This is a genomic window from Methylovulum psychrotolerans, from assembly GCF_002923755.1.
Taxonomy (GTDB): Bacteria; Pseudomonadota; Gammaproteobacteria; order Methylococcales; family Methylomonadaceae; genus Methylovulum; species Methylovulum psychrotolerans.
The window spans coordinates 87,518-112,363 of record NZ_PGFZ01000008.1; the positions used below are offsets into that span (position 1 = coordinate 87,518).

Below are 24,846 nucleotides of genomic sequence, written 5' to 3' on the forward strand. Positions count from 1 at the left end.
GTGTTGCAGACTCCCTCCGTTAACCGTTCCGGCAAGGTATCAAAACCAAACTGGCGCGGTTTTTTAGGGTAAGCACATAAACAATCGATTATATAATAATCCCTTAGACAGTATCAGGAAGTTTGTCCAGATGCTTTTTATTTTTTACCAAGAGCCACCCCCATGACCGCCAAAGACCCCAAAGCCATCCGTATCGCCCCGAAAAAACAAGGCAGTACCTTATCGGCGGCGCAGAAACGCTTTAATAACCTGATCAAACAAATCGATAAAAATAAAAAATTGTTGCTGGACTGGAAAGACACCATTCCGGTTTACCAGCAAAAAGTCGGGCAAGAATACGAGCCGCTGTTCGATACGTTTAACGGCTACCGCTTGGAATGGCTACAATTATTAGACCAGTATTATGAACACCCGCTGTTTAAGAAAACCGATAAGGCCAAAATCAAGCATATTATCAGCGCGGTCTGTGATGATTTAGTGGTTGATATGGAATCGGAGGCGGTGAAAGCTCTGTTCAATAAATACAAAGACACCGACTACTATGCGATGGTGCAGGAACAGGAGCAAGCCATGGCTGAGATGATAAAGGGTCTCGCCAAAGAAATGTTTAAGGTCGATATTGATGACGACGTGGATGTCAGCACCCCAGAAAAATTCCAAGCCCATTTGCAAGACAAGCTACGCGAGCAAGCTGAGGCAGAAGAAGCCGTAAAGGCCGCTAAACCGAAGAAAAAAACCGTCAAGCAATTGGCACGCGAAGCCAAGCAACAGGAAGACGAAGCCTTAGCGGGTAAATCGGTGCAGGAAATTTACCGTAAGCTGGTCGCCGCCTTGCATCCTGACCGCGAACCGGACGAGCAGGAGCGGGCGCGTAAAACCGAGCTGATGCAGCGCGTCAATACCGCTTACGGCAAAAAAGATTTGTTGCAATTGCTGGAACTGCAATTGGAAGCGGAGCAGGTGGATGCCGCGCAATTAGGCCATATCGCCGATGACCGCTTAAAGCATTTTAATAAAATACTCGGCGAACAATTGGCGGAATTGACAGAGGAAATAGGCCATATCGAGATGACGTTCATGGAGCGTTTGAATATGCCGTTTTTTGGCAAAATCACCCCCAAACATTTGTTAGCGGAACTTGCACACGATATGCGGCAGGTCAAACAAGATATTGCTTATATTAAAGAAGACCTGCAAGACCATGCCGACCCGGCCACCTTTAAGGCGTGGCTAAAAGCTTACCGGATACCTAAGCCTAAGCGGCGGGATGCTTTTGATGAGCTGTTTGGCGGCGATCCTTTTGACTTTCGCTAACAGTCTGCATGGCCCTAACGCCTGTTAGGGCAGGTCAGCGGACTATGCCTTTGTGCTCCCGTTTTATTATCGGCTTATCCTTACCTTGGCGGCGGCTAAGGATACCGTAACCGTTTGTTACCTTGCCGCCCTAACCGAAAACCGATATGTTAAGAATCACCGAACTGAAACTCCCCCTAGACCATACCGAAGCCATGCTGAGCGCCACTATTATCGGGCGGCTAGGCATTAGCCCAGAGCAGCTAAACGGCTATACCATTTTTCGGCAAGGCAATGATGCCCGCAAACGCGCGGCGATTTTGCTGGTCTATACCCTAGATGTGAGCTTGAGCAATGAGGCGGAGGTGTTGGCGCGTTTTCACGCTGACCCGCATATTTTGCCGACCCCCGACACCACTTACCGTTTCGTCGGCCAAGCCCCCAGCAACCTGAGCGAACGGCCTATTATTATCGGCATGGGGCCGTGCGGTTTGTTTGTCGGGCTGATTTTGGCGCAAATGGGCTTTAAACCGCTGATTTTGGAGCGTGGCAAGGAAGTGCGCGAACGCACTAAAGACACCTTCGGTTTGTGGCGCAAACGGGTGTTTAACCCCGAATCGAATGTGCAGTTTGGTGAAGGCGGGGCGGGGACATTCTCCGATGGCAAGCTCTATACCCAAATTAAAGACCCTAACCATTATGGCCGCAAGGTCTTGACTGAGTTTGTCAAAGCCGGGGCACCGGCAGAGATTTTACGGGTCAGTAAGCCGCATATCGGCACGTTTCGGCTGGTGTCGATGGTCGAGCAGATGCGGGCGAGTATTGAGGCCTTAGGCGGGGAAATCCGCTTCCAATGCCGGGTGGATGATCTGGCGATTAGCGACGGACAAGTACAAGGCGTGACCCTCGCCAGCGGTGAAACCTTGCGTAGCCGCCATATCGTCTGCGCGGTCGGCCATAGTGCGCGGGATACCTTTGCCATGCTCTATGAGCGCGGCGTTTATATCGAAGCCAAGCCGTTTTCGGTGGGATTGCGTATCGAACACCCGCAATCCTTAATCGACACCTGCCGCTTTGGCGCGGCTGCCGGACACCCTTTATTGGGTGCGGCGGATTATAAGCTTGTCCACCATTGCCAAAATGGCCGCTCCGTGTACAGTTTCTGCATGTGTCCGGGCGGTACAGTGGTGGCGGCGACCTCGGAAGCGGGGCATGTCGTCACTAATGGTATGAGCCAATATTCGCGCAATGAACGCAACGCCAATAGCGGTATTGTGGTCGGCATTACCCCGGAAACCGATTACCCCGGCCACCCCTTAGCGGGCATTGCCTTACAACGCCAGTTAGAAGCCCATGCCTTTGTCTTAGGCGGCGGCACTTATGATGCACCCGGGCAATTGGTCGGCGACTTCCTCGCCCAACGCCCCTCGACCACCTTCGGCAGCGTTTTGCCTTCGTACACGCCGGGGGTGCATCTGGGCGATTTGTCCACCGCCTTGCCTGATTATGCCATTACCGCCATCCGCGAAGCCTTGCCCGCCTTCGGCAAAAAAATCAAAGGCTTTGCGATGGATGATGCGTTGTTGACGGGCGTGGAAACCCGCACTTCGTCGCCTATCCGCATCAAACGTAACGGAGATTACCAAAGCATCAACACCAAAGGCCTATATCCGGCAGGCGAAGGGGCGGGTTATGCGGGTGGGATTTTGTCGGCGGCGGTAGATGGTATTAAAGTCGCCGAAGCGGTGGCTTTGGCGATGTTAAGGAATGAGTAGGGGGTATACGCGCTAATTTAACAATCAAGCTATGCTGCAAGCTGGGCAAACAGCCTCATGCTTTCAAGCACTGACATATTGCAACATAAGCTTGCGGGGGCGCAATATCACTGCCACGCCTTGGCCGGGCTGTTCAAAAATGGCCTACGGATGGTAGCCCCTGTCCAGCCAGGCCACGTCGCCTTTGACGAGATGGAGAGGTTAAGGCGTTCGCCCACATCCTGGTCGGTCACTGCAATGTGGACGAACGGCAGCACGGCCAAATCCAACGCCACATCTAACCGGTAAGACGTGCCCGCCGCGTTCACCAAACTGCCGCAGGTTGCCGGGCATCCCCCTACATGCGGCCACATTTTTTTACAACAGGGCTTTTAACCAAGGGATGTACACGGAAAGCCGTTTTTGCACGGCTGTGTCAGCGATGCGCTCCTGCAATAGGGTGATATTTCCCGCCACACCCTGCCGCGATTTGTCCAAATTGCAGTACATCAATACCAACTGCCCCAAACCCAAGGGGCTGCTGATCTTCCGCGAACGGGTGAAAGCCTTGAATTCCCCCTTTCTTCCTTTTTTGTCTGAATTTAAACACCTAATAAGCACATAGTAAGCATGTGGTAAGCACTTATTAAGCACATAAGGGTTTTATTTATAATATTTATTCTCGCAATTAACTAAAATACGGTATAAACTCTAAATCCAGACAGGTCGATTTTCTGATGGCGCAACTTAGAGTGATAATTAATGGCGACATATAACGGCGATAACGGCAATAACTATTACGTCGGCACGGCAGGCGATGATGTTATTGAGGGCAATGGCGGCGATGATTCGCTGTTTGGCAATGGGGGCAATGATACCGTTACGGGTGGGGCGGACAATGATTCGTTATATGGCGGTGACGGTAATGACACGCTCAGCGGCGGGGCAGGTAATGATACGTTATGGGGTGGGGCGGGCAACGACACTTATCTGGTCGCCAAAAACGGCGGGATAGACGCGCTGTACACTGGCGGCGGTAGCGATGTGGTCAAGTTCACTGATGTGGCCGCCGCCGACATCAAAATTAGCCGGAGCACTTCAGATTTGCTGCTGCAATATAGCGGCGGCCAGTTGATCGTCCAAGGTTATTTTAACTCGACAGACTATCGTGTCGGGCAGTTTCAGTTTAGCAATGGGATTGTATGGGGCTGGGCGGATATTAGCCTGAAGGTGTTGCAAGGGACTGCCAATACTGACATCTTGTCTGGTTATGACGACAGTAACGATACTTTGAATGGTTTGGCGGGCAATGATTGGCTGTATGGCAACGGCGGCAACGATACGCTGAATGGCGGTACGGGTAGTGACACCTTGTCTGGTGGCTTGGGCAACGACACTTATCTGATCGCCAAAAACGATGGGGCGGACACGCTTTACGATAACGGCGGCACCGATGTGGTCAAGTTTACCGATATGGCAGCTACCGACATGACCCAAGTCAGCCGTATAGATGTAAGTTATAGCAACGGCGATTTGTTGTTAAGTTATAGCGGCGGCCAACTGATTGTCACGGATTATTTTAATGAGGACATGGCGTATTATCGTATCGAGCAGTTTCAGTTCAGCAATGGGGCGGTGTGGGCTTGGGCGGACATCAAGGCCAAAGCGTTGCATCCCCCCACCAGCGGCAATGACCGCTTGTATGGCTATGACGACAGCAATGATAACCTAAACGGTTTGGCGGGTAATGACAGGCTATATGGCTTCAACGGCAATGATACCCTAAACGGCGGCACTGGCAATGACTGGTTGGAGGGTGGTCTGGGCAACGACACTTATCTGATCGCCAAAAACGACGGGGTGGACTCGCTGATCGATAACGGCGGCACCGATGTGGTCAAATTCACCGATCTGGCAGCCACTGGCATCACCCGCGTTAGCCGCGAGGGCTTCTATGGCAACGATTTGGTGCTGGGCTATGGCAGCAGCCAATTGACTGTCCAAAGTTATTTTTACTCGACAGACTATCGGATCGAGCAATTCCAGTTCAGTAATGGGGTGGTTTGGGGTTGGGCGGACATTAAAGTTAAAGCCTTGCAAGCGGCCAACAGCAGCGGTAATGACAATATCTATGGCTATGATGACAGTAACGATACCCTGAACGGTTTGGCGGGCAATGACACGCTGTATGGCTTCAACGGCAATGACACCCTAAACGGCGGGGTAGGTAATGATTATTTAGAGGGCGGTGCGGGCAACGACATTTATCTGATCGCCAAAAATGACGGGGCGGACACGCTGTATGATTTCGGCGGCACCGATGTGGTCAAGTTCACCGATCTGGCCACCAGCGGCATCACCCAGGTCAGCCGGGTAGGGTTGTACAATACCGATTTGTTGCTGGCTTATGGCGGTAGCCAGTTGACCGTCACGAATTATTTTTCCTCCGCAGGTTACCGTGTCGGGCAATTCCAATTCAGCGATGGTGTGGTGTGGGGTTGGGCGGACATCAAGTTAAAAGTGTTGCATCCGACCAGCGGCGATGACCACTTGGATGGCTATGACGACAGCGGCGACATCCTGAACGGTCTGGCGGGTAATGATACCCTGAATGGCGGCGGCGGCAATGACACCCTGAACGGCGGGTCAGGCAATGACCTTTTGTATGGGGGCGTTGGCGACGACACTTATTTGATCGCCAAAAATGATGGGGACGATACGCTTTATGATTTTGGCGGTACCGATAGGGTGGTATTCACCAATCTGGCTTCCACAGACATCACGCAAGTCAGCCGCTTCGGCGGGTTCTACTACGGCGATATATTGTTGCTGGGCTACGGCAACAGCCAACTGACCCTCCCGGATTATTTTTCTAGGGCAGACGACCGCGTCGAGCAATTCCAATTCAGCGATGGCGTGGTGTGGGGCTGGGCGGATATCAAGTCAAAAGTGTTGCAGGGGACTGGCGGTAACGACACTTTATATGGTTATGACGACAGCAACGACATTCTGAACGGTCTGGCGGGCAATGACACCTTGATGGGCGGCGGCGGTGATGACACCCTAAACGGCGGAACAGGCAATGATAAGCTGGATGGTGGCCAGGGTGCCGACACTTATCTGATTGCTAAAAATGACGGGGCGGACAGCATTTCCACCGATAACGGCGGTACCGATACCGTCAAATTCACCGATATGTCAGCCACCGACATCAGCCAGGTCAGCCGGGTCGGTGCCGGTTACGATTTGTTGCTCAGTTATGGCAGCAGCCAATTGACAGTCCAATATTATTTTGGCGTAACCGACAGCCGCGTCGGGCAATTTCTGTTCAGCAATGGCGTGGTCTGGCGCTGGGCGGACATTAAGGCCAAAGTTTTGCAGACAGCCGCCACCAGCGGTGATGATAGCGTGGAAGGCTTTGATGACAGCGACGACACGCTGAACGGTTTGGCGGGTAATGATTCGCTATATGGCTATGGCGGCAACGACACCTTGGACGGTGGCACAGGCAATGATTCTATGGTCGGCGGCAAGGGCGACGACCGTTATTGGGTCGATAGCGCCTTAGATCATGTCTACGAGTATCTTAATGGCGGCAATGACACTGTCTATAGCACGGTGAGTTTTAGCTTATGGGGATATGGGGTGAACTTTGTCGAAAACCTGACCTTGCTGGTCGGCGGCCAAGCCGCAACCGGTAACATTCTGGACAATATCCTGATTGGCAATGCCGCTGCCAATAGCTTAAACGGCTTGACGGGCGACGATGTGCTGCAAGGTGGGGACGGCAACGACAGCTTGAATGGCGGTGCCGGTAACGACACCCTGGATGGCGGTAACGGTACCGATGTCGCCCACTATTGGGATGCCACGGCGGGCGTGAGCGTCAATCTGGCACTGACGGGGGCGCAGGACACCCTCGGTGCGGGTACGGACACCTTGGTCAGTATTGAAGGCATCAACGGCAGCACCTATAACGATACGCTGACGGGTAACGCCGCCAATAATAGCTTATGGGGCGGGGCGGGTAATGACACTCTCAAAGGCGGTGACGGTAATGACGGCCTTACGGGCGGGCTGGGCTCCAATATCTTGGATGGCGGCAACGGCTTGGATGTCGCCCAATATTACACCGCCAGTGCGGGCGTGACCGTCAATCTGGCGCTGACCACAGCGCAAAACACAGTGGGCGCAGGTACGGACATCCTGCGCAATATCGAAGCCATCAACGGCAGTGCCTATAACGACACCTTGATTGGCAATACCGCCGCCAACAGCTTATGGGGCGGCGGCGGCAACGATGTGCTGGACGGCGGCTTGGGCAATGATTTGCTTAAGGGCGGGCTAGGCCAGGACACTTTTGTCTTCGACACCGCCCTGGGCCTGAACAACAAAGACACCCTCGACGACTTTACTGTCAGCGACGACACCATCCGCTTGGAAAACGCCATCTTTACCGCTCTGACCCACACCGGCGTATTGGCCGCCGACCAGTTCAAAATTCTCGGTAACAGCGGGGTGGCCGACAGCACCGATCGCATCCTTTACAACAGCGTGTCCGGTGGCCTGTTTTACGATGCCGACGGCAACGGCACTGGCGCGGCGGTGCTGGTCGCCGTGCTGGGCAAAGGCTTGGCGATGACGGCGGCGGATTTTATGGTGGTGTAGGGGGCTGTATAACCTCCCTAAGGAATGAGTGGGAAATAATTTAGGTAAACGCTAAAGGGTACGGGTCTTGGAGCGCGGGCAAGATGCCCGCGCTCCAAAGAGAAAACCGCCTCACGATAAGATTTATTTTATGCGCGTTCCTTAGCCGCCGCTATCTTTTCCACGATGATACCGCTACCTGTCTGATTGATGGCGAAGCCGTTTCTGCCTTGGTGTTTGACTTCGTACATGGCTTGGTCTGCCGATTTATAGAGTTTTTCCAACGTTTGTCCGTAACCGTCGCCAATGGCAATGCCGATACTGACCCCTATGTGCAGGGTGGTTGCCGCATTGAGTGGGATAGGCTTGCTCAGGGCGATAATAATATTTCTGGCAATTTGCCGAATGTGTTCGGACGTGCAGTTCACCAGAATAATAAGAAATTCGTCGCCTCCCAGCCGGGCGATAATATCGCTGGTACGCACACAGTCATGAAACCGTCTGGCGACTTCCACCAAAACATAATCACCGGCATCATGCCCATAAGTATCGTTGATTTCCTTGAAATAATCCAAATCAAGCAGCAGGATGGCCGGTGCCTTGTTCTGGTTTGCCGGGGCATTAAGCAGTTTGATTAACTGGCGTTCGGCAGCTTGTCGGCGCAGCAGGCCCGTCAGCGAATCATAGTCGGCCTCGTGCCGGATTCGGGTCTCGACGGCGATGCGGTCGGTAATGTCATAGACCACGCCTTCGAAATGCGCCGCGCCCGACAGGGCAGGTTGTCGGGAGATTAAGCAATGGACCCAGGTCGCCGTATTGGCGGCATCGGCCCGCGTTTTTAAGCACATGTCCTGGGCTACCGATTGGTTCCGTTCGGCGGCCAGACGCATGAGTTCGCGCATCAGTTCCGGTTCGGCGAAAGCCACTTCAGGAAAATCCTGCCCCAACAAGCTGTCAGACATCGCCTCCGGCAACCTGATGGCTTTGCTCAATGTGGGATTGGCGGCCAGTAGCTTGCCCGTTTCATCCAGTAAGAAAATGCCCGCACTCGTCGTGTCAAAGATATTGCGTAACTGTTGCCCCATCATCTCGATTTCCTCGCGCAGGAGATGCTCGGCACTGAATTTTTCTTGTAGCGTTTCCAACAGGCCATTGATGTCTTGGACAAGCTGGCCCAATTCGTCGTCCTGATTGTGTGGTAAAGGCTCTAGGCGCTCTTGCTCCCCTACCTCAATGGCGTGCAGTGTGTCGGATACTTTCATTAATGGGCGAGAGAATGACGAGCGCACCATCAATAATACGATGGCGGCGGTTAGGCCGATGAGCACAGACGAACTTATCCCGTTAGACAGGGCGCTGTGGCGTGCCTCTAAAAGATTATATTGTGCTTCCGGGATAATGGAGAGGCTGCCGATGACTTCTGCATCCCCAAATGGCGAGTGCAGGATGCGGATGATTTCGGTTTGCCGGGCCACTTCGCTGTTGCGTACTTGCGTTAAGTGGAGGTCTTGGCCATTGCTGAGGCGGGCTTCGTGGACAATATCATTGCGCAGCAATCCTTTGAGGACATCCTCGCCAATGCTGATGTTATTGGAGTATGCCGAAATGGCGGCGGTGCTTTCCACAGTGTCCAGCAACTGGTTGATCATGACCACGGTTTTTTCGCTGGCCCGTTTAAATTCAGTGAGAAAAAAAACCACCGAAGTCAATATCGAAAACAGTAGGGTGACCACAAATACGGACTTGGCCAGTTTATGGTAAAGGTAGCGCTTTTTTGCAATCTTCATCAGTGTAGCGGCAACAGGATATGGACAGTATTATCGACATGGGTTTTATCGATATAGCCAATGGCGCCTTCATTTTCGCGCACCGTCTGCAATACCGCCTTATCATCGGGCAATTGTTGCGGGGGCGAGGCTTGCCCGGTGAACATGATCCGCGCCCAGTAGGCATTGATTTGCTCCACGGGCCGCGCGGTGAGTTTTTGGTAAAACTCGGCACGCAGGGGCGAGGATTGGTCTATGGGTAGGGCAAATTTCCCATTGGGAAACAAGCGGGTGCGCCCCATGAAAATGTCTTGCACTTGCTTGGCGGTGAGATTGTTGAGGTTATTGGAAATATGGGTGATGACCACCAGTTCGGCTTGTGCCGAGGGGATGGGGAAAGCCAGCACTAGGGAGAGAAGAAGTTTTTTCATGGTCAGAACACAAAGTCCATACCGACTGACCATACATTAACGGCATCGGGCGTAGGCCCGCCGGAGGCTGGGGTACGCCATAATGCCGTGCCGTTTTGGCCCAGCCAGTAATAGCTCCATTGTGTTTTCAGGGCGATATGCTCACCGACATCCCAGCGCAGGCCTAAAGAAAGTGATTTTTCGTCCACGCCGTTGCCGTTGATCAATTGGTCGGCGGCACTGTGCAGTTGGCTTAGTGCCGGGAGGGCGATTAGCGGATCGCTGAGCGTAATCCGCTTACTCAGGGATTTCGATAGGCCCAACAGCGAGTACAGCGTCACTTTCCCAAAGCGCCTGCCTGCGCTCAAGTAGCCGCCTGCAACACTGGGATAGCTTGCTATATTCGAATTGACATAAGAAACTTCCATTTGCGCCAGCCAGATGCCGTCATCATAAGCCAAGCCGATGGCGTTAAAATGCGCGACCCTATTTTTGGTGGCGATGCGCTGCGCAAGCCCTTGCGCACCTGGCCAGACCGTATTGATCGCCTCACTATTGAGAGTGTTTAACAGGGGGTTTAACGCGCTCAACTCATCGTTGTTTTTTGAATAGCTGTAGCCCAAGCGGGCCGTCCAGTTGCCATATTCATAGGCCAGTTTGCCGCCGACAACGGTAAAGCTCTCGTCGGCAGAGCCCGCAAAGTTGGTGGGGATTTGCAAGAAGCTGTTGCCCCCGAAAGCCTTGATGGTTATCGTTCCTGCACTGGTTGCGAATTTCTTCGCAATGTCGGCGCCGTCAAAGTGGTAGACGGGTATGCCTGCGTAAAACTCATGGGGAGGACGTATCCAGAGGAAGGCATAGCCAACATTACGGTATTCCGAGAGCATGAAATTATCGAAACCCAACCGTCCGGCTCTGATGTCCAGATCATCCGCAGGCCGCCAGCGCAAAAAAGCCCAGTCAATGTTTTGTTCTAAAAAATCGCCTGTGGTATTGCGGGCGACCCATTGTACCGTCGCATGCCAGGATTTATTAATGTCCGCATCCGCTTGCAGGCCTAAACGGGAGTCGTCGTCAAGCCCCCAGTTATTGGTCACGCCGGGGGTTTGTTTGATGTCGCGGCGAAAACCGAGTTGGCTGGTATTTGTGCCGCTGGCCCCTAAGGTGCCGAAACCGGAAACCGTGAAGTTAGGATAGGTGTCTTTGGCAAAGGCATTAGCGACATCCAACAGCAGTACCGTCGCTGTTAATAAGATGAGGGTTTGTTTCATGGGGCTTTGTCTTTAAAATGGCGATGCGCATTGGGGGGTGTCCAGTGCAATCAACGGTAAACCTAAGTGCCTATATAGAAGGCGAAGCCAGTTAAGCTATGCTCTGAACGGTCAAGTTTTCGGTTTTTGGAGCGTGGTCATCTTGACCGCAATTGGTGGGCAGGATGCCCGCGCTCCCTCACACTAAAAAACCGAAAACCTGACCGCTTAAAGTATACATAGAGTTGCCGCCAACCAAAGCCTATCCTTAGATACGTTTATGACCAGCCTTGGAATTATATAATATGATGAAAATGATGAAAGGCCTATTTTTAAATTAACTAAATTTTGTAACTGCTCACGCCCCCTTTATAAAAATTAATCATTCATAAACAATTTGTTAAAATTTAAAGACCCCCGCTTCTTCATTTTTTTAGAACTATTCACTTTTTTAGGTGATTTTTGACGATGATTCCAAAAAAATAATCTATGGACATTGTCAAAATTAACGCCTTAAATAAGTTGCCTTTGGTGAGCATATAGAGTCCGAAGTTGATCACGCGACATAATAAGTGCATGAGTTAAAAACGGGCTTCGATTAGCAGAGAGCCTACGTCGTTTAACTGGCTTCGGTCTCTATACTGTTGGGGCGCTGGCGTTTTCCGAACAATGAACCGCTAAAAGACGTTACCCTTATACTACAACAAATAAAGCTAATGCTCTGAAATTTTGCTGGTTTTGGCAAGGGATGTGCGAAGATTGTCCAGCCGTTGACTAAGAAGGTGTGCATATATTTTTTAACATTGTTATCTCTGCCTTCTGAGGAATTGTACGGTGTACGCAAAAATCCCGGACAAATTAACAATAGGGCCGATAAGCCAGAGTATGTGCACATTAAACAGGCATTAGAGAAGAAACTATTGACGGAACTGAGAAAAGCGGGGGACCTGCGGGTCATAGGCCATGGCAAGCATTTTGACCGCCCGCTTTATACCGACCGCAAATTTGTTGCTTGCCAAGATACATCCCTTTACCTAACCCTGCCGACAGGGATACGGTTACGGACTGCGCGACACCGCGTGCAAAGGCCTTTAGCCTTTGTACGCGGGTCTTATACGCTGAACGGTCTTTTGGAGCGCGGTCATCTTGACCGCAACTGATGCCCGCCCCTCACCTCGTCGCCACATCCTCACACCCCGCCGCTCTGTTTTATTTTAAGCACCTCATCAGCAGTAAATAAACACAGAAAGGACGATGTATAAGGCTATAAATTTTTGTGTGCGGTAGATTCTCTCAAAATTAACTAAGATAGGGTATAAGCACTAGGTAAAGGTGAAAGCCTTTGCCCGAAGGCCTAAGCCCGTGTGCCCGTGTCCTGCCTAGCGTTGAATTAACCCCGGACGTTATATCCATAAAAACAATATATAATATAGGGTTTATATGGCATTAAAATTGTGTGGCTATTTAAAGTGCCGGCTTACGATTGTCGTTTGCCCCCCCCCCAACAATGCGGCCTGTTTCAGTCCGATACGACAATTCTTCAGTGCGGGTTTGTATGAAAAAAAAAGCTATGTGTAAAATAGGGTTGGCTGTTATGTTGTTGCTGACACCCATGATGGGTTGGTCAGCAAAGCGGCTGAATATTGTGATCATTGTCGGTGACGATTGGGGAGGGCCTTACGCTAGCGCCTACACCGGCATTTATGGACGTAATTTACCCAGTAATGTCGTCAAGACCCCTAATGTTGACCGTATCGCACAGAATGGTGTGCTATTTAAAAACGCTTACGTTAATGCGCCTTCCTGTACCCCGTCGCGCAGCTCCATTTTTACCGGGCGGTATTTTTTTAACACGGGCGGTGGCGCGGTGCTCGGTGGGACTTGGGATTTTACTATTCCTTCTTTTCCTTTGTTATTGTTAGATGCGGGTTACCATATTGGCTTGACTAGCAAAGGCTGGTCGCCCGGTACGCCTCGGAATGCCCCTTTTGGCGGTACAGCGCATTACTACCAATATTTTGGCACGTCAGTAAGTAGTTTTAGTAAAAGCGTTACGAAATGGACAGCAAAGGGTATGCCCTTTGAAAAGGCCAAACAAACCATGCTTGATCAAGTCCGCGGTAATTTTGAAGCCTTCTTAGCCGACAGAAAACCCGATCAGCCTTTTTTTTATTGGTTCGGGCCGACCAACACGCACCGCACTTGGGTGAAAGGATCAGGTAAAGCCTTATGGGGGATTGAGCCAGACAGCTTAAAAGACCAATTGCCGGTTTATTTACCGAATAACCCGGAAGTACGCGAAGATATGGCCGATTATCTGGGTGAGATTCAAGCCTTAGATGCGTATATTGGCGTGCTGTTGAAAAAGCTGGAAGAGATCGGCGAATTGGATAACACCATAATTGTCGCTACAGGCGATAACGGACCGGGCGGTTTCCCGCGTGGGAAATGGAATTTGTATGATTTTGGTGTCGCCACGCCCTTGGTTGTGTGGTACCCACACAGTACAGGCGGACGTGTTGTCACAGATTTCACGACGCTGATGGATTTGGCGCCCACTTTTCTGGAAGTGGCTGGTGTGGCCATACCGCCAAAAACGGACGGGCGTAGCCTGCTCAATATTTTGACATCGCCTCTTAGCGGACAGGTCGACCCACAACGGACATTTGCGATTACAGGCGAAGAACGGCATAACGCCAAGGCACGGGACGATAGTTTGCCTTATCCGGCGCGGGCATTACGCACAGCAAGATATCTTTATATCCGTAACTTTGCCCCTGACCGTTGGCCTATGGGATGCCCTTACGTTGCGGCGCATGTCCCCTATGTATTTCACGATATAGGTGAACCCAGCCCTACTTATGACTGGATTATTACTAACCGCTCTATACCCAGTGCGGCAGACTATTTTACATGGGCGTTCGCAAAACGTCCGGCTGAGGAATTGTACGATGCACACAAAGACCCTGGACAAATTAACAATGTTGCCGATGATCCGATGTATGCCGATATTAAGAAGTCATTAGCAGAGAAATTATTGGCTGAACTTAAAAAAGCCGGTGACCCACGGGTCATAGGCGATGGCGGAACGTTTGACCGCCCGCCTTATACCGACCTTAAAACCGTCGCTTGCCAAGATACCATCCCTTTAAATTGGGCACCCGGCAGTCATCACTAGCGGCTCAACCGATGTTACGGTTGGCGGGCGGGCAGCTTGCCCACCCGCCAAAATCCGTGGCCAGACTAATTGCCTGCTATTTTTATCATCCTGCCGCACAGGCCCTTACGCAGTTCCTCCAACACCAGTACCGCTCCCGCTATCCCCGTCGCTAACAGCCAATCCCCACCCGTTAACGCGGTGGTATGGAAAACCATCTGTGCGGGTGGCCAGTGGATAATCAGGATTTGCAGCGCCAGCACGGTGCTGATGGCCAGCCAGAACCAACGGTTGGCGAAGAAATGGCGGTTAAAGGCGGTGCCGTGTTCGGTGCGGGCGTTAAAGACGTTAAAGACTTGGAACAAGACAAAGGTATGGAAGGCTAAGGTGGTGGCATGTGCCGCCGTGCCAGTTTGGAGGCCATAATATAAAATCCCCAGCGTGCCTATCGCCATGGTTAAACCATAGCACAGTAAATTGCCCAAGCGCGGCCACGATAAAATGGGCGCGGCACTGGCGCGGGGCGGGTGCTCCATGCTGTGTGCCGAGAGAGGGTCTACGCCCAGCGACATGGCGGGCGGGCCGTCCATGATGATGTTAATCCACAACAATTGCACGGCGGTAAACGGCAAGGGCATGCCCAGTAAGGGGGCACTCAGGACGGTGAGGATGGCGCCGATATTGGTGGACAGTTGGAAGCGGATAAACTTAACCATATTATCGTAAATGCCCCGGCCTTCCTTAACGGCGTTGACGATACTGGCAAAATTGTCATCGGTCAGGATCATGGTGGCGGCCTCTTGGGCGACATGGGTGCCGCTCACCCCCATGGCAATGCCGATGTCGGCGCTTTTTAAGGCGGGCGCGTCATTGACCCCGTCACCGGTCATGGCGACGATGTGTCCGGCCTTTTTTAGGGCGTTGACGATTTGGACTTTTTGGGCAGGGGTCGTCCGCGCAAACACGCCGATGCCGTCAATTGCCGCCGCTAAGGCTTCCGCTGACAGCGCGGCCAATTGCGTACCCTCCAGCACCGTTCCCGGTAAGCCCAGTTCTTGGGCAATCACCGACGCGGTCAGGACTTGGTCGCCGGTAATCATTTTTACGGCAATGCCCGCCTGTTGGCATAAGGCGATGGCTTGGCGGGCTTCCGGTCTGGGCGGGTCGATCAGGCCGATTAAGGCGGTAAAGGTCAACGCTTGCAGCAAGTCGGCCAAGGCCGGGATAGTGTCGGGTAAGGGGCCGTCGGGCAACTGCCCGACCGCTACCGCCAGTACCCTTAAGCCCGTGCTTGCCAAGGCGGCGTTGTGGGCTAAGAGGGCTTCGTGCGGTAGGGCGACTGACTCGCCTTGGGCGTTTTGGACAAAGGTGCACCGCGCCAGCAGCACTTCCGGCGCACCTTTGACAAACACACGGATGCCGTCGGCACTGCGGTGGAAGGTCGCCATAAATTTATGCTCGGCATCGAAGGGGATTTCGGCAATGCGCGGCAGTTGCGCCAGCGCTTGTTGCTTGTTCATGCCGCCTTTCGCCGCCAGTACCAGCAACGCGCCTTCCAACGGATCGCCGATCACCTCCGCGCCGTGCCAGTCGCTGTCATTGCATAACACCAAGGGCAGCAATAAATCGTTGAGGTCGGCAGTGCCGGGGCTAGCGGTGTCCGGCACAATAGCCCCGGCGGCTTGGTAGCCTTCGCCGCTGACCTGGTAGGATTGGCCGCGATAATAAACCGCGCGGGCGGTCAGTTGGTTGACAGTTAAGGTACCAGTTTTGTCGGTGCAGATGACAGTGGTGCAGCCTAAGGTCTCCACTGCCGCCAAGCGTTTAACAATGGCATGTTGCTGAGCCATGCGGTGCATACCCAAGGCCAAGGTGACGGTCACTACGGCGGGCAGGCCTTCTGGGATGGCGGCCACCGCCAGGGCAATGGCGGTGAATGCCGCCTCGGCCAGCGGCTCGCCGCGCCATAACGCCGCCGCGAAGACTATTGCCACCACCGCTAACGCCAATAAAGCCAAACGTTTGCCGACACTGCCCAGTTGCCGCTGTAAAGGTGTTTCTGCCTCGTCGGTGCGCGTTAATAGCTCCGCCAGTTGACCGATTTCGGTCGCCATGCCCGTAGCGGTCACGACCATTTCGGCACGGCCACGCGTAATGGTGTTGTTCATATACAGCATGGTGCTGCGTTCCGCGAGCGGTGCGGCGGCGTCGCTGAGGGCTTGGGTTTGTTTGGCAGCGGGCAGCGATTCGCCGGTCAGTGACGATTCGTCGGCTTCCAAGCTATAAGCCAGCAGGATGCGGCCATCGGCAGGGATTTTGTTGCCCGCTTCCAGCAGGACAATATCGCCCGGCACCAGTTGTTCGGCGGGCAGTTCCGCGACGTTGCCGTCGCGGCGCACGGTAGCGTGTAAAGTCAGCATTTTTTTTAACGCCGCCAAGGCTTGTTCGGCTTGGAATTCCTGATAAAACCCCAGCAAGGCATTTATCATCACCACGCCCATAATGACCGCGCCATCCATAAGATCGCCAATCAAGGCCGCCAGCACCGCCGCTGTTATCAGCACCAAAATCAGGATGCTTTTAAATTGCGCCAACAGTAAGCGCCAAGCGGGGCGGGGCGGCTTGGCCGCTAATTGATTCGCACCGTGCTGATGCCGGCGTTGTTCGGCTTGGGGAGTGCTTAAGCCAGTGAGCGCGTCGGTTGCTTGCGCTTTCAGCACCGCCTCGGCTGACAAGTGGTGCCAAGCGGTGTTGGGCGGTTCGTTGGCTTCGGGCGGGGCAGTTGCCGTGTCCGTTTGGGTCGCCAGCCAGGCTTGCCAGACCGCCAATAAGACCGACAGCACCACTGGCCCTAAGAACAGCCCGACCAGTCCGAAGCTGCTGAGGCCGCCAAATACGCCAAACATCACCACTAAAAATGGCACTTTGCCTGCCCCGCTAATCACCAAGGGGCGGATGACGTTATCAATGGTGCTCACGACCAGCGTCCCCCACAGCAATAAGCCCAGTCCGGCCAGCCATTGGTCACTGAGAAACAGGGACAGGTCTATCGCCCCCCAGACCAGCATCGCCCCCATCGGCACCATCGCCAGTATGGCCGTCACCACGCCTAACAATACCGGGGCTTCAACACCCGCCACGGCATAACCGATCCCGGCGGTAAGCCCTTGGCCTAGGGCCGCCAGCACCAGTCCGTAGACCACCGCGCGGGTGGTGTCGCCAGCGGTTTGCCAATACAAGGCTTGGGAAGCGCCCAGAAAGCCTTTCAGGCCGAGCCGTACTTGTTGGAGTACGGTATTGCCATCACGGAAGCAAAAGAAGACCGTGACTAAGACTAGGCCTAAGTTTAGCAACGATTCCCCGACTCCGCCCAGCCATTGCGCCAGTTGCCCCAAGCCTTGCCGCGCCGCGTTCAGCACTTGCACGACCGTACCGCTACGGTCGCGGTTAAGCCGGTCCATCCAGGGCTGTAAATAATCCCCTAACCATGGGTTGTGCCTGATAGCGGGCGGCAGTTGGTAGGGTTGTTGGCTGAAATTGGCGGCGAGGCTCTGGTAGGCCATAGTGACCTCATTGTGCAGCATCGCCACCAGCCAGAAGATAATCAGGGCGATAAGGCCAGTGATGGCGGCGGTCATCAGTCCCGCACTCAGGTCGGCGTTATCGTTAAGCCTCTGCCGGAGCCGCCGATAGAGCGGCCAAGTGATATAAGCGATAATCACTGCCCAAATGATGCTGGTGAAAAAACCGCTTAATACCCAAGCTGCCAGTAGGATCAGGCCAATTAGCAGCAGCAGGGGCATAAAAGCTTGTAGGGGGGCTTTCGCTAAGAATCTGTCCATTAGGGATAACACCAAGATAAGGGGGAAGGGCAGGCATCGGCAAGGCGACGGCTAAGGGCGGTGTATGGGCTGTTTGACTGTTGCTGATTATACCCGTTAACCGGCATGTCACGATGGCTTTCTGGTTGATAATGGCAGGGGGCGTTTTTGCCTTGTGCCGGATAGGGCGAAGAAAAACGCCGCTTAAAGTGAACAGCCGCTGCAATAATCGGTCAATGCGCTAAGGCTGGATGTACAACAGCCAGACATCTGTCCTTGCCTCTTTTCCGTTAATGCCATGAAACCTATCAACAATGACCTCTCCCACCACATCTTACCCAATTCCGCGACCATGGTCGGAGTTTGTATCATGGTTATCAGTATCGTTAAGGGCAGTATGGAGTCGGGTTTGGAATGTTATCTGATTGATAAGTTTTTAGCTGTCGATAGCTTAGTGTTTATGGTGAGTGCCTTGCTGTCTTTTTCTTCGATCCGCACCGTGCGGATGGAGGCTAATTTGGAACGCTGGGCGGAAATCCTGTTCTTGTTGGGGCTGGTGTCAATGACACTGATCACCTTAGTCTTTGCGTTTGAGATTGTCTAAGGGCTGGGCATGAAAAACGGCCAAGCCCATTTTTGGGAGCGCGGGCATCTTGCCCGCAGCCTTTGCGGGCAAGATGCCCGCGCTCCTAGGCTTTATCAGCTAACGTCGTCCACTGGCCGTATGCGCCGTCTGGCGCGTATCAGCGAGACGATCACTACGACTAATAAGGTCGCTAAAGACAATTCCAGCAACACAAACGCCGCAATTTTAAAATAGGCGAACAGGGGATGGACGAAGCGCACCAGCCAACCGCCCGCTTCGTCGGCGACGGCGGAGAGATAAGTCAGGCTGCTGAGCCAGATTTTCAGGCGCACCGAGAACTCGGTCATAAGCATCAGATGGGTCAAGGTCAGCACCAGCATCCCCATAGAAAACAGGTGGAAATGCGAGACTTCCAACATGCCTTGGTAGCTGCGCGGTTGGGTGAACTGTTCTTCCGAACCGAGATAATAGCCGACCACCGAGCCGGGGGTTAAGTCCATACGGTGGAAGTACATCAGGCCGTTGCTGAGCCAGAGCAGGACAATATAGCCTAAAAACATCAGGACTAGGGCATTCAGCAAGGCTTTACGCTGTTGTTCGCCAGTGACAAAGTAGCGCATCAGAGGCCTTTATGTTGGATCATGATCTGGTGGAAGGCCATCACCTTACGGATGCTGGTCAAGGCCGAGCGGGTACTGAGGGTCGCGCCGGAAATGCCGTCTACGCCTTTGCTTAATTCCATGTCTGCCAAGGGGCGTTTATACAGTTTCTCGTACCAGTGCGCGGACGGCAGGTATTCGGGCGGTTCATGGAAAGCCAGGGTGTAGACATTGCTTAATTCGCCTTGCGGGGTCAGGACGATCATCAGGGTTTCCGGTTTGGTGCGGACATTACTGGTTTCAATGGCGGCGTAGGCGATTATCGTGTCCTTATCTTTGCCGACATAAAAAGTGAACATGCCGGATTCCAACGGGGCTTTGGTGAGGGCTTGGATAGCGGCAGTCTCTTTGTCATCAGGAAACAACGCTAAGTTTTCGACCGTGGCGTTTTTGCCAAAGACCAGTTCCATTGCTTCATTTTTGCTGTAGAAAATGGTTGCAAAGCTGGGTAAGGCAGATAGGGTAAGCAATAAGGCTAAACTAAGGATAAGGCGTTTCATAGTGGCTGGCTTAAAAAGGTGTGGCGGTAAAGTCGGCGGGGGTTTCCAGGCTGAACGTGTCGTCATGGATGCGGGCGACGTAAAATCCGGCGTTGAGGACGCGCTGCTTAAGGGCTTCGGTCATATCGACGGCGGCGATAATACCATATACTGTTTTGTCCTTATGCTCCGGGAACAGGCTTTTAAATTTGCTTAAGGTGTTCTGCAATTGGCTAATGGCCTCTTCGCGCAAATGGCTTTTGACCTCGACGACGTAGGCGGCGTTAATCTGGCTGTTGGCGTAGGCCAACACGTCGATCTCCAGTTCCACACCGTTCTTGCTGACCCGCACACTGGGGCTGACCACCTCCATGTTAAAGCGTTGCCTGAGGATTTTGGTCATTGACGGCAAAGCTAGGCCTTCGGTGAAACTGCCGAATTTTTTGCCCAAGCCGCCGATTTGCTTGCCCAGTTCTTTGAGCTGCTTATCGGTTTCTTTGGTCCGCTTATCCGCTTGCCGCCCCAGTTCTTTGAGCTGCTGGTCGGTTTCTTGGAAGCGTCTGTCCGTTTCCTGGAATTGTTTGGCGGTTTCCCGCTGGGCGATAGCCAAGCTGGCAACCAGTTGTTTTAATTCATCGTCAGTCATGGGGTCTTCCCGCCAATAAAGAGGAATAGGTCAGCTATTCTAACAAACACAAGGCCGTTCTGTGCAGTTATCCGCGCCTATTCCTCCGGTTCCCATTTGCGTCTACGTCAGGCGATTAAAAGATAAAGCCAAAGCCTAAGTTAAAGTCATCCGGTGCCAAACCTTGTTTGGCGTGGAAATTACGGTAATCGGCTTTGATAACGACATTCGGGATAGGCTTATATTGCAGGCCGAACTGGTAAATGCGCAGGTCTTGGCTAGGATCGTCGGCATAGCCGGTGGGGGCGCTGGCGATGGTGTCCAAACGCTCATACCTGAAAAACGGCGCGAGATACTGGAGGGTATCCGCCCTGAACAACGGCAAAATGTCATAACCTAGCTCAGTGTACCAGCCGTAATTTTCTGAACCGATAGTTTGCCCGGCGGCTTTGCTTAGTAAATCGGCATTGCCGATGTGTCCCCATGAGCCAAGGGTACGGAATTCTAAGCCCCGGTATTTCCATTGGACATGGCCTTCATAGAGTTGGGTGAAGACATCGGCGCGTTGTCCGGCATAGCTTAAGTTTTGCCCGGAGTTACCGACAAACAGCGAGCCGCCCAAGGTCACGCCCGGCAAATAGCCCGGCGTATAATCCATGCGCCCGACATAGCCGACATCTTCCGCTTTGGCTTGGCTACCGCCGCCGCGCCCTTCAGCAATCCCGGCCGAGCTAAAGCCGCTGGCATCCAAGCCGTTGACCAGATAAGTGGTGTAGGTCAAATTCGGCGTGATTTGCCCAAACAAACCCACGCCCATTTCCCGCCAAGTGCTGGGGATGATGCGTTGCTCGACTTCGGGGCGGTGGTTACCGAAGAAGAACGGCGGCTCATGGATTTGGTTGATAAAGCCCATTGGCATCAGCACCAAACCGGCACGGACGTTCGCCAACGGATCAATGAAAAAGTCGAGGGCGGCAAATTCTACGCCGACTTCGCCCTTTAGTTCAGAGCCTTCGCCGCTGGAAGCGTGTTCGAATTCAATTTCGCTGTTAAATAAAATGCGGTCGGTGAACTTATAACCCGCATACAAGACCATCCGTTCCAAATCGGCATTGTTTTTGGTGTCTGGATTACGGTCATTGACATAATTTTGGTAAATGGCTTCGCCATAACCGCCTATCGACAAGCCTTTGCCGACTTGGTAAACCTTAGAAGCCGCAGGGCCTAAGCCATAGGCGCTTTTGTATTTGACTTCATCGGGTATCACTAAGTTGGTGCGCAATTTTTCCACTTCTTGACTCAGCACATTGGTTTTGCGTTCCAGTTGTTGCACCGTACTGGTACTCGGTGCGGGGCTGCTGGCAGGAACAGCTTGGCTGGCAGGGGTGGCGGCGTTCATCTTGGCTTTCATCGCCTCAATTTCTTGCTGTTGCGCCTCGATGATTTTCCACATTTGCTCCATCGTTTTGGGTTTGTCCAAGGCGTTGGCAGCGGTGCTTAGCCCGGCCAATGCGGTCACTAATAGTGTCTGTTTTAATTTCATTGTTAGGCCCTTTGCATAATTTAAGTCTGGTTTGATTATAGTGTAAATAGTTGCAATGATGCAAATGATTCTTATTTGAATTTTTATAATCTGTCCAAGCGGATATTGGCTGCCCGCTATCGCGCTGCTATGGCGGCAAAACGATGATTTTCTGTAAGATTACGGCTTATAATGGTTAACTAGAACGCCCGCTTCTGGTATATTCAGACCTATAGCGTCATGACGCTATAGCCGTAGCCAGTCTAATAAGAGGGGGCGGCGCGGTATTTGGGGTGGAGCTGGCATCAGGGCATGATGGGCTGCACTGCCGATAGGCCGTTTAGGCCGATGGGCAAAACTGATAAGGTTATGATTTGCCAAAATAATAATAAAAACTACTGAAGAGGAAAGTCGTTATGACTGAAATACTGTTTATATTCACCACTATTTTTGTGGCCTACGTCATCTATAGCATCGCTGACGGACAAAAGACGGCAGCGCCGTCACCCGTACCGCCCCCCGCCAGCCCTGCCGAGCCGCCAGTCGCTAAAGCCGCTCCCGCTGCCAAGGCTACTAGTGCCCTGGCTTCTGCTCAACCCGCCGACGCACCAGTGTCCGCCGAGCCTGCGGCCGCTGTTGCCGTTAACCCCTCCGCCGCAGAACCTGCCGTCACTATCGCCAAAGCCCCTCCAGTTGCCGCTAAGCGTGTAGCTGCCGAGCCTGTCCCCACTGCGGCGCATACCGTAGCAGCCAAAGGCAGTGTCCGCAATCCGAAGACAGGGGAGGTGGCGACCGTGACCAACAATTACCGCTTCACCAAGCGTTGGATTAAAGAGGCCTTGGTGGCCGAAGGCCTATTAACTAAGATATATAAGAACAACGAGCTGGATACGGCGGCGGAGGCGGCCATAAAAACCGCGTTACTGGAATTGGCGGCAATGGCTAAATATCAGGCCTAAAGCGATAAGTGTGGGCTCGGTAATGGGTAGGGGATAGCTTATCTACAAACCGCTGAGTTTGCTGTATCTGCCTGTGCTTAAGGCGGAGATATTGAAATCTGGCGGTTGTGCCAAAATGCCGGGCAGAGGCACCTGCCCGCCCTATCTGCATTGGGTTTTTCCCAACAACGGGTGATGATCCTTGGCCCGCTTTTACCATGTGGTATTCCTCCCCTGTTTTTCTAACCACCACCCCGCCAACAGTCCTTGTCTGTACACGCTTTAGCAGGTGCTGAAAAATCAACAGCAAAGCAACGATTTCTGTTTATAAGCCAACATGATTTAGCCTGTTAAAAAACCAAGGCATTGATTTTTCATGGACTATATTGTGGCATTTTTATTGCGTTGATGTGTATTGGGCAATAAAACAAAGTGAGTTGGAGGAAACCTATGAATATGTCTGCAATTGAATTAAATGCTACTGTTGGTATCATCACCCCTATAGTCACAACCCGTTCCCCAGAAGCTTTCGTCAAGGCTAGCCAATTTGCAGCGGTGAATATCCTACCTTAGCCAATCCGGTAAACGCCCCTATGCAAGCCGCTAAAAAAATAGCCGTCGTTGGTTCATCCCATGTCACTTGGTGGGAGTTGGCTATCGAAAGGCGGCAGATACCGCAGCCATTGCCCGCCATCGTCTTTATAGGCCGTAGTGCGATGCCGATTTGGGCGGATTATATCCAAGCCAAACTTGCCGCTATTGAAGATCAGGTTGATGAAGTCTTTGTATTTTTAGGTGATTTAAGGTTTGGCAATAAAATCTTAACGGACGGGGAATTTATCCGCACCGGAGCGACATCGGGAAGCTTCCTTTATATTGATAAAGACTTGATCAGCGACGCAAACGACAAAATCATGTTGGGTCTCACGCTGTCTTATTTACAGCAATTGTCCGCCCGATTAGGGTCAAAATTGCGTATCTTGTTTTGGTCATCGACATTCCGTGAATACTATAACCTAGAAACTGGGCGCTATGGCGGGCGGGGCAATTATCGCCATCCGGTTTGGAATTTGGCCGAGCTGATCGCTCCGTTCGGTAGCACTGCCATCGATACCACAGGCTTAACCGCATTGCCGATAGACAGTTATTTTCTTGACGGTAACGGCCATTGCACCAGCAAAGGCTATGCTTTTATTTACCGTTTGCTGGCAGGGCAGCGGGCTGTGGCGGCTTACCAATCCGTCTACGCCGATTTTGCAAGTTGGGGCCATCTGTTGTTCCCAAGCGGAGCTGAGCGCTATAAGGTAAATATTACCGGTGCTTCGATAGCCTTTAAAACTTTGTTAAAAGCAGTGCGCACCGATTATTTTAAGCTACCCGCCCAATGGGCGGTCAATGAGGTAAAAACCTGTAAAACGGTAGAGGATTCTTATGATGTTGTGGTTTATCTTTCCGGCTTACATTTCCAGGACGAGGATCAGGTGCAGATTCACGCTAAAATCGCTGAAGAAAAGGCTAACCTTCAACGCTTGTCCTCTGGCGGGTCTCTGTGCGTTATTTTTTGGGACCAGTGGGCGCGGGAAATAGTGGCTCAGCGTCCTGAGTATCGGCAGCAGTTTTTGCCGAAACATCCCGATGGCCGAGTCCGGCAGATTGAGCAAGCCTTTGCCCCTTATGAGGTCAAGCCATTAAGCCTTATCCCTTTCGTGGATGCCGATGGCATGGTGGAGTGCGGCAGCTCTTTTGAGCCCACGACCAAAGGTTTTGCCGCCCTTTTCCATCTGATCATAACCGAAGACATGGTGACGGCCTTTGCGCGTTACCATAAGATGGCTGGCTATTGCCTAAACCAAGCTTATGACGCAAATGCCTAGCCCATTAACCCACATTTGGGATGGTTAGGTGTTTTTGCAATTTGGCCGGGCAGGCCGGATTGCCT

16 protein-coding genes are annotated in these 24,846 nt (G+C 52.6%); 7 read left to right on the forward strand and 9 right to left on the reverse strand.

What is annotated here, in order from left to right; translation table 11 throughout:
* The first annotated feature begins 162 nt into the window (after positions 1–162).
* Together AADEFJLK_RS16460 and AADEFJLK_RS16465 are read left to right on the forward strand one after the other, a co-directional pair.
* A complete protein-coding gene (locus AADEFJLK_RS16460) occupies positions 163–1,314 on the forward strand; it encodes a J domain-containing protein (protein ID WP_103974993.1) in 1,152 nt (383 codons plus the stop codon).
* Positions 1,315–1,460: 146 nt separating this feature from the next.
* Positions 1,461–3,068, forward strand: a complete 1,608-nt coding sequence (locus AADEFJLK_RS16465; RefSeq protein ID WP_103974994.1) for an NAD(P)/FAD-dependent oxidoreductase — start codon at positions 1,461–1,463, stop codon at positions 3,066–3,068.
* Positions 3,069–3,175: 107 nt separating this feature from the next.
* Here AADEFJLK_RS16465 and AADEFJLK_RS16470 read toward each other — a convergent pair whose 3' ends face one another.
* Entirely contained in the window at positions 3,176–3,421 is a 246-nt protein-coding gene (locus tag AADEFJLK_RS16470; protein WP_103974995.1) for a hypothetical protein, read from the reverse strand.
* Positions 3,422–3,809: 388 nt separating this feature from the next.
* Between AADEFJLK_RS16470 and AADEFJLK_RS25925 the strand changes: the two genes are divergently transcribed.
* Entirely contained in the window at positions 3,810–7,715 is a 3,906-nt protein-coding gene (locus tag AADEFJLK_RS25925) for a beta strand repeat-containing protein (protein WP_103974996.1), read from the forward strand.
* A 128-nt stretch (positions 7,716–7,843) separates the two neighbouring features.
* Here the strand turns inward: AADEFJLK_RS25925 and AADEFJLK_RS16480 are convergent, their stop codons facing one another.
* Genes AADEFJLK_RS16480 through AADEFJLK_RS16490 form a run of 3 tightly spaced genes read right to left on the reverse strand, consistent with a single transcriptional unit; the run spans position 7,844 to position 11,141 of the window.
* Positions 7,844–9,481: a diguanylate cyclase domain-containing protein gene (locus tag AADEFJLK_RS16480; RefSeq protein WP_088620422.1), complete on the reverse strand. Its 1,638-nt coding sequence runs from the start codon at positions 9,479–9,481 to the stop codon at positions 7,844–7,846.
* Positions 9,481–9,891 carry a type 2 periplasmic-binding domain-containing protein gene (locus AADEFJLK_RS16485; RefSeq protein ID WP_170065141.1) on the reverse strand — a complete coding sequence of 137 codons (411 nt, stop codon included), beginning with the start codon at positions 9,889–9,891 and terminating at the stop codon, positions 9,481–9,483. The genes AADEFJLK_RS16480 and AADEFJLK_RS16485 overlap by 1 nt, the downstream gene beginning before the upstream one ends.
* 2 nt (positions 9,892–9,893) lie before the next feature.
* Positions 9,894–11,141: a hypothetical protein gene (locus AADEFJLK_RS16490; protein ID WP_103974997.1), complete on the reverse strand. Its 1,248-nt coding sequence runs from the start codon at positions 11,139–11,141 to the stop codon at positions 9,894–9,896.
* Between the two features lie 1,534 nt (positions 11,142–12,675).
* Here AADEFJLK_RS16490 and AADEFJLK_RS16500 point away from each other — a divergent pair.
* A complete protein-coding gene (locus tag AADEFJLK_RS16500) occupies positions 12,676–14,298 on the forward strand; it encodes a sulfatase family protein (protein ID WP_157679340.1) in 1,623 nt (540 codons plus the stop codon).
* 65 nt (positions 14,299–14,363) lie between these two features.
* Here AADEFJLK_RS16500 and AADEFJLK_RS16505 read toward each other — a convergent pair whose 3' ends face one another.
* Positions 14,364–18,119, reverse strand: a complete 3,756-nt coding sequence (locus AADEFJLK_RS16505) for a calcium-translocating P-type ATPase, PMCA-type (RefSeq protein WP_103974999.1) — start codon at positions 18,117–18,119, stop codon at positions 14,364–14,366.
* A 277-nt stretch (positions 18,120–18,396) separates the two neighbouring features.
* On the opposite strand from AADEFJLK_RS16505, the gene AADEFJLK_RS16510 reads away from it, so the two are divergent.
* Positions 18,397–18,702: a hypothetical protein gene (locus AADEFJLK_RS16510; RefSeq protein WP_103975000.1), complete on the forward strand. Its 306-nt coding sequence runs from the start codon at positions 18,397–18,399 to the stop codon at positions 18,700–18,702.
* Between the two features lie 95 nt (positions 18,703–18,797).
* Here the strand turns inward: AADEFJLK_RS16510 and AADEFJLK_RS16515 are convergent, their stop codons facing one another.
* The 4 genes from AADEFJLK_RS16515 to AADEFJLK_RS16530 all read right to left on the reverse strand — a co-directional run bounded on the left by AADEFJLK_RS16515 (position 18,798) and on the right by AADEFJLK_RS16530 (position 21,990).
* The gene (locus AADEFJLK_RS16515) at positions 18,798–19,304 is read right to left on the reverse strand and encodes a hypothetical protein (RefSeq protein ID WP_088620427.1); all 507 of its coding nucleotides are present in this window, start codon (positions 19,302–19,304) and stop codon (positions 18,798–18,800) included.
* Entirely contained in the window at positions 19,304–19,843 is a 540-nt protein-coding gene (locus AADEFJLK_RS16520; protein WP_088620428.1) for an FMN-binding protein, read from the reverse strand. The genes AADEFJLK_RS16515 and AADEFJLK_RS16520 overlap by 1 nt, the downstream gene beginning before the upstream one ends.
* 10 nt (positions 19,844–19,853) lie before the next feature.
* Positions 19,854–20,468, reverse strand: a complete 615-nt coding sequence (locus tag AADEFJLK_RS16525) for a DUF3782 domain-containing protein (protein WP_088620429.1) — start codon at positions 20,466–20,468, stop codon at positions 19,854–19,856.
* Between the two features lie 115 nt (positions 20,469–20,583).
* Entirely contained in the window at positions 20,584–21,990 is a 1,407-nt protein-coding gene (locus tag AADEFJLK_RS16530; protein WP_088620430.1) for a hypothetical protein, read from the reverse strand.
* A 395-nt stretch (positions 21,991–22,385) separates the two neighbouring features.
* Here AADEFJLK_RS16530 and AADEFJLK_RS16535 point away from each other — a divergent pair, with 395 nt between their 5' ends.
* Both AADEFJLK_RS16535 and AADEFJLK_RS16540 read left to right on the forward strand, forming a co-directional pair.
* Positions 22,386–22,928, forward strand: a complete 543-nt coding sequence (locus tag AADEFJLK_RS16535) for a hypothetical protein (protein ID WP_088620431.1) — start codon at positions 22,386–22,388, stop codon at positions 22,926–22,928.
* A gap of 572 nt (positions 22,929–23,500) precedes the next feature.
* A complete protein-coding gene (locus AADEFJLK_RS16540) occupies positions 23,501–24,781 on the forward strand; it encodes a hypothetical protein (RefSeq protein WP_103975001.1) in 1,281 nt (426 codons plus the stop codon).
* Positions 24,782–24,846: the final 65 nt, after the last annotated feature.

Bases quoted from the DNA above. Each gene is read 5' to 3' on its own strand.
- AADEFJLK_RS16460 (WP_103974993.1), top strand. From the start codon at position 163: ATGACCGCCAAAGACCCCAAAGCCATCCGTATCGCCCCGAAAAAACAA.
- AADEFJLK_RS16465 (WP_103974994.1), top strand. From the start codon at position 1,461: ATGTTAAGAATCACCGAACTGAAACTCCCCCTAGACCATACCGAAGCC.
- AADEFJLK_RS16470 (WP_103974995.1), bottom strand. From the start codon at position 3,421: ATGTGGCCGCATGTAGGGGGATGCCCGGCAACCTGCGGCAGTTTGGTG.
- AADEFJLK_RS25925 (WP_103974996.1), top strand. From the start codon at position 3,810: ATGGCGACATATAACGGCGATAACGGCAATAACTATTACGTCGGCACG.
- AADEFJLK_RS16480 (WP_088620422.1), bottom strand. From the start codon at position 9,481: ATGAAGATTGCAAAAAAGCGCTACCTTTACCATAAACTGGCCAAGTCC.
- AADEFJLK_RS16485 (WP_170065141.1), bottom strand. From the start codon at position 9,891: ATGAAAAAACTTCTTCTCTCCCTAGTGCTGGCTTTCCCCATCCCCTCG.
- AADEFJLK_RS16490 (WP_103974997.1), bottom strand. From the start codon at position 11,141: ATGAAACAAACCCTCATCTTATTAACAGCGACGGTACTGCTGTTGGAT.
- AADEFJLK_RS16500 (WP_157679340.1), top strand. From the start codon at position 12,676: ATGAAAAAAAAAGCTATGTGTAAAATAGGGTTGGCTGTTATGTTGTTG.
- AADEFJLK_RS16505 (WP_103974999.1), bottom strand. From the start codon at position 18,119: ATGGACAGATTCTTAGCGAAAGCCCCCCTACAAGCTTTTATGCCCCTG.
- AADEFJLK_RS16510 (WP_103975000.1), top strand. From the start codon at position 18,397: ATGAAACCTATCAACAATGACCTCTCCCACCACATCTTACCCAATTCC.
- AADEFJLK_RS16515 (WP_088620427.1), bottom strand. From the start codon at position 19,304: ATGCGCTACTTTGTCACTGGCGAACAACAGCGTAAAGCCTTGCTGAAT.
- AADEFJLK_RS16520 (WP_088620428.1), bottom strand. From the start codon at position 19,843: ATGAAACGCCTTATCCTTAGTTTAGCCTTATTGCTTACCCTATCTGCC.
- AADEFJLK_RS16525 (WP_088620429.1), bottom strand. From the start codon at position 20,468: ATGACTGACGATGAATTAAAACAACTGGTTGCCAGCTTGGCTATCGCC.
- AADEFJLK_RS16530 (WP_088620430.1), bottom strand. From the start codon at position 21,990: ATGAAATTAAAACAGACACTATTAGTGACCGCATTGGCCGGGCTAAGC.
- AADEFJLK_RS16535 (WP_088620431.1), top strand. From the start codon at position 22,386: ATGACTGAAATACTGTTTATATTCACCACTATTTTTGTGGCCTACGTC.
- AADEFJLK_RS16540 (WP_103975001.1), top strand. From the start codon at position 23,501: ATGCAAGCCGCTAAAAAAATAGCCGTCGTTGGTTCATCCCATGTCACT.